The following is a 4,555-nucleotide window of genomic DNA, read 5'->3' on the forward strand; positions in this document are numbered from 1 at the left end:
GTATAAGGGCAAGGGGGCGGGGCCTGCCGGACCGACGGCTACGGCCGGGGCGGCCGGGTCCTCGTCTCGGGGGCCGAAGAGGGCGGTGACCAGCAGGTGGGTCAGTAGGGCGGCCAACGGCCATACCAGTATGGCCACTTCGGCCTCCAGCCGCAGCGGCCCGTCGAAGACGCCGCCGCGTCCGGCCTCCGCCGCCCGCGCGGTGAGATCACCACCGGGTCCGAGCAGCTCGCCGAGCAGCCGGCCGACCATCGAACCGAGCACTCCGCCCAGCGCGAGCCCGACCACCACGCCGACACCGCCCGAGCGCCGGGCGAGGAAGGCCGCGACGCCGCAGAGCGCTCCGATACCCGCGGCGAGCAGCGCGTACGTGCCGTCGACGGCGACGCCGTGCTCCGCCTCGCTGTTCTGGAGGTAGGCGCGCTGGCCGTCGGAGATGTACGGCACGCCCGGCGCGAGCCACAGCCACAGCAGGCCCAGCACAACCCCGGCGAGCGCCACGAAGCCGGCGACGACCAGCAGGTTGCGCAGATCGCCGGGGCGGACGAGCCCGAGCTCCAGCCGGTCTTCCGGGCGCACGCCGGCGCCCGGCGCGCCCCAGCCCTGCCCGCCGTCCGCCGGCTCGGCGGCCGGCGCGGCAGGGGCGGGCGGCGGCGTCGAGCCGTCCTTCTCCGGGCGGTGCGCCCAGGGGTCGTAGGGCGGCTGTGGCCGGGAGGAGCCGTGCGGGTCCGGGGAGGGAGTGGGTGCGCTCACCCGCACATCGTGCCAGGCCGCCGCGCCGACCGTCCGCCACGGGTCCGCCGAACAGCCGGACCCGGCGGGGTCAGCGGCGGGCGGCGTGCCGGTACGCCCAGGCCGCCAGGAGCAGGGAGACCACTCCGACGGCCGCGCAGACGCCGAGGTCGACCATGACCGAGCCCCAGTCCGGTGCCGGTTCGAAGGTGGCCATCAGCGCCTCCACGCCGTAGGTGGAGGGCAGCAGGTCCCGCGCCCACTGCAGCGGAAGCGGCATGCCGGACGGCGGCAGCACACCCAGCAGCAGCGCCGCCGACATGCCGAGCTGGCCGCAGACCGTGGCGAGTTCGGGGCGCGGCGCGAGCAGGCCGAGCGCGGCGCCCAGCCCGGCCAGTGCCGCGCCGGAGAGCGGGATGACGGCGAGCAGCACCCACAGTCCGGTGAGCGGAAGTTGGAAGAGCAGGCTGCCGGTGAGCGCGGTGACCAGTACCCCCGGCACGGTGAAGGACGCGTACGCCGCCGCGACCCCGAGCACCACCGCCGCCGGGGGCACCGGCAGCGTCGCGTAGTGGTCCAGGCCGCCGGCGGCGCGGAGCTGGCCGAAGTACTGGGCCAGCAGGTTGAGCCCGACGAAGGCGACGACCAGCACGCTGGCGCCGGCGACGACCGCCCGGGCCTCCTCCCCCGGTCCGGCGGCGACGACGCCGCGCATCAGCACCATGATGCCGATGGACTGGAAGGTGGCGACGAAGAGCAGCGGGATGCGGGCGACCCTGGCCCGGGACAGCTGGGCCCGGTAGACGGCCGACAGCGCCGGCCAGAGGCGGGCGGCGGGCGCGAGTTCGGCGGGCTCGGCGGCTTCCGGAACGGTCGCGCCGACGACGGGCTCGCCGCCGCCTGCCGTGGGACGTCCGGTCCCCGCCTCGGCGGAGAGTGTGCTCACGCCCCTCACCCTTACCTTCTTCTCGTACCTTCGGCTCGCTGCCGGGTACACGTTCTCACATTCGGACAAGGCCCTCGCCGCTGCCGCCGAGCGCGAGGTAGACGTCCTCCAGGCTGGGCGTGGCGAGGGTGAAGTCGTCCAGCGCGGCGAAGGCCGGTCCGCTGGTGACGGCGGTGACCGCCGCGCGGGCGTCGGCCGGGGAGAGCCGCAGCGTCCAGCGGCGGCCGGTGCGCTGGGCCTGGCCCTCCAGGGCCGCGACCTCGGGGACGTGCAGGGGGGGTTCGGAGCGCCACACCAGGTCCAGCCGGACGTCGTCCCCGACGAGGGCCTTGAGGCCGCCGGGGGTGTCGCAGGCGATGACCCGGCCCTGGTCGATCACGGCGACCCGGTCCAGGACGGTCTCCGCCTCGATGACGTTGTGGGTGACCAGCAGGACGGTCGTGCCGCGTTCGGCGCGGCGGCGGTCGATCGCCGCCCACACCGCGCGGCGGGCCAGCGGGTCCATGCCGGTGGTCGGCTCGTCCAGGACGAGCAGGCCGCGTTCGCCGACCAGCGCGGCGGCCACGTGGGCCAGTCGGCGCTCACCGCCGGACAGGCGCTTGAGCGGGCGTTCGGCCAGCGGCGTCAGGCCCAGCTCGGCGAGTACGGCGGTCGCCTCGGCGCGGGCCGCGTCGGCGGCCAGGCCGCGCAGCCGGGCGGTCGTCTCGGCGGCGAGGAGCACCGACAGCTCGTCCAGCGCGGTGGTCTCCTGGCCGAGGTAGGCGAGCAGTCGCGCCGCCCGCTGCGGGTGGCGCACCAGGTCGTGGCCGAGTACGTGGATCTCCCCGGAGTCCGGGCGCAGCAGTCCGGTGAGCTGGCGGACGAGTGTCGACTTGCCGGCGCCGTTGGGGCCGAGCAGTCCGAAGACCTCGCCGCGCCGCACACCGAGGCTGATGCCGTCGCTCGCCCGCACCGGCTCCGCCACCGGGCGGCCGCGGCGGGCGCGGCGCGCGGGGTAGGTCTTGACCAGGTCGGTCACGGTGATCGCGGCGGGCGCCGGGCCCGCGGCGGCGTGTGCCGTGCCCGCAGCGCTGACGGTGTCCTCGGCGTTTCCGTCCACCGTCTTGCTGTGCCGTGCGCCTGTCTCCACGAGCCACCAGCGTACGCGCCCGCCACCGCCGTCCCGTCACCCGGGCTCACTCCGCGGGTGACGGGTGCTCCCGACCGGTGCGGTCGCCGATCTGCCGCCAGAAACCGGCCCGGATGGCGTAGCGGTCGTTCTCGTCGATCTGGTCGTCCTTGTGCGCGAGCAGGCCGAAGCGGGCCGCGTAGCGCAGCAGCTCGCCGTCGATGCGGTGCGGGATGCGCGGGTACTGCTCGAAGAGCCGGTCGGCGTCCGCCCGGCTGACCAGCCGGTCGAACCAGCGTCCCGCGAAGACCTGCCCGACCTCGAAAGGGTCGCCGCTGACGGTGGTGATGTCCTCCTCGCGGTCGGCCCATCGCTGCTCTGCGGTGGTGAGCTGGGCGAGCGTGGGAAGCGTGGCGGCCTCCGGGGGCTCGACGACTCCGCCGCGCTCGACCCAGCCCCGGTCCGACGACCACCGCAGGGTGGCGTTCGCGGGCTGCTGCTGACTGGCGGCGGCGGACCGGCCGAGCGCGGCGAGATCGCGTGGGGTGGGCACCCCTTTTGCCGGTTGGGGCTCGTCCCTGGGCTCGGCGGGCGCGGGGCGGCTGCCGTTCTTGGCCGCGGGCGGCTCGGGCAGCGGCGCGGAGAGGATGGCGGCGATCTCCGGCCGGGTGGGGGGCTGCGGCGCACACGGCCCGGCGACGTCCCTGGCCCGGACCGCGCGGGTGATCCACTCCCGGTCGAGCACCCGCCGCTCGTCGGCCTCGGCCACCAGGTCCTCGGACTGGTTGTAGTCGCCGTCGGCGGCCTGGACGGCCCACAGGTGTACGGCGACGCCGTGTTCCTTGGCCGACATCAGCCCGGGCAGCAGGTCCCCGTCGCCGGTGACCAGCACGATGTCGGAGCAGGCCCGGTTGCGGGCGAGTTCGGTGAGTTCGGCGTGCATCGCGGCGTCGACGCCCTTCTGCGCCCAGCGACCCTCGCTGCGGGTGAGGGCGCCCAGGCGGACCGTCACCCGCGGCATCACCCGCAGTCTGCGATGCTCCGGCTGCGGCACCCGGTCGGGAGCGCCGTCGAACCAGTAGATGCGCAGCAGGTCCCGGCCGGTGTCGGCCTCCGCGCGCTCACGCAGCCCTCTGATGAGCGCCGAATGGTCCACGGTGATCCGTGACCGCATCGGCTCACCGGCGAGGAGACTCGCCGCCGCTCCCAACAGATAGCCGGCGTCCACGAGAACAACGCAACGGTCCACGGCGCACCCACTTTCCTCGGTTTCCTCGCATCACACGGACCACCGCGGGCGGTCAGGGCCTGCTTGCCTTGAGTCTGCTCAGAGTCTGCCCGACCGTACCGGCGTTATCAGCCGGACTCGATCATCGGCGTGGCGGGAGACGACGGGAAGAGGGCGAGCAGGGGACAAGCGGGCGCGCGAGGGCCCCACTTTTGGATATGTCTGATATGCGGAGAACATCCGGTCGTGCAAGCCTGATTGTGGCCACACACCCGATGACCAGGAGGTCAGCATGGCCAAGAACAAGAACCGCATGCGACCGAAGGCGTCCGATACCGGCAAGGCGGCGCCGGAGCAGAGCACGGGCGCCGCCGAGCAGATGGAGTCGACGGCCTCGTCCGTCGGTTCGAAGACGGAACGCAAGCGCCAGGCGAAGAAGTTCGGCCACAACTGACCGTGTGCGCGTCAAACCCACCGGCGGCGCCGAGCGCACTTCCGCGCCCGGCGCCGCCGGTGGGGCCGGGGCGGCCGGTGGTGGGGC

The 4,555-nt window shown here is 74.6% G+C and carries 5 protein-coding genes; 1 reads left to right on the forward strand and 4 read right to left on the reverse strand.

Annotated elements, in window-relative coordinates:
- From FNX44_RS24105 to FNX44_RS24120, 4 genes are all read right to left on the reverse strand, one after another.
- The coding region (locus tag FNX44_RS24105; RefSeq protein WP_143651040.1) for a hypothetical protein at nucleotides 1-753 on the reverse strand (753 nt) is incomplete at its 3' end.
- Between the two features lie 70 nt (nucleotides 754-823).
- The gene (locus FNX44_RS24110; protein ID WP_181354216.1) at nucleotides 824-1,678 is read right to left on the reverse strand and encodes an ABC transporter permease; all 855 of its coding nucleotides are present in this window, start codon (nucleotides 1,676-1,678) and stop codon (nucleotides 824-826) included.
- 55 nt (nucleotides 1,679-1,733) lie between these two features.
- Nucleotides 1,734-2,702, reverse strand: a complete 969-nt coding sequence (locus FNX44_RS24115; RefSeq protein WP_181354224.1) for an ABC transporter ATP-binding protein — start codon at nucleotides 2,700-2,702, stop codon at nucleotides 1,734-1,736.
- Between the two features lie 151 nt (nucleotides 2,703-2,853).
- Entirely contained in the window at nucleotides 2,854-4,035 is a 1,182-nt protein-coding gene (locus tag FNX44_RS24120) for an NYN domain-containing protein (protein WP_143651043.1), read from the reverse strand.
- Between the two features lie 271 nt (nucleotides 4,036-4,306).
- Here FNX44_RS24120 and FNX44_RS24125 point away from each other — a divergent pair, with 271 nt between their 5' ends.
- Nucleotides 4,307-4,468 carry a hypothetical protein gene (locus FNX44_RS24125; RefSeq protein ID WP_153507685.1) on the forward strand — a complete coding sequence of 54 codons (162 nt, stop codon included), beginning with the start codon at nucleotides 4,307-4,309 and terminating at the stop codon, nucleotides 4,466-4,468.
- Nucleotides 4,469-4,555: the final 87 nt, after the last annotated feature.

Source organism: Streptomyces alkaliterrae, assembly GCF_007097205.2.
Classification (GTDB): Bacteria; Actinomycetota; Actinomycetes; order Streptomycetales; family Streptomycetaceae; genus Streptomyces; species Streptomyces alkaliterrae.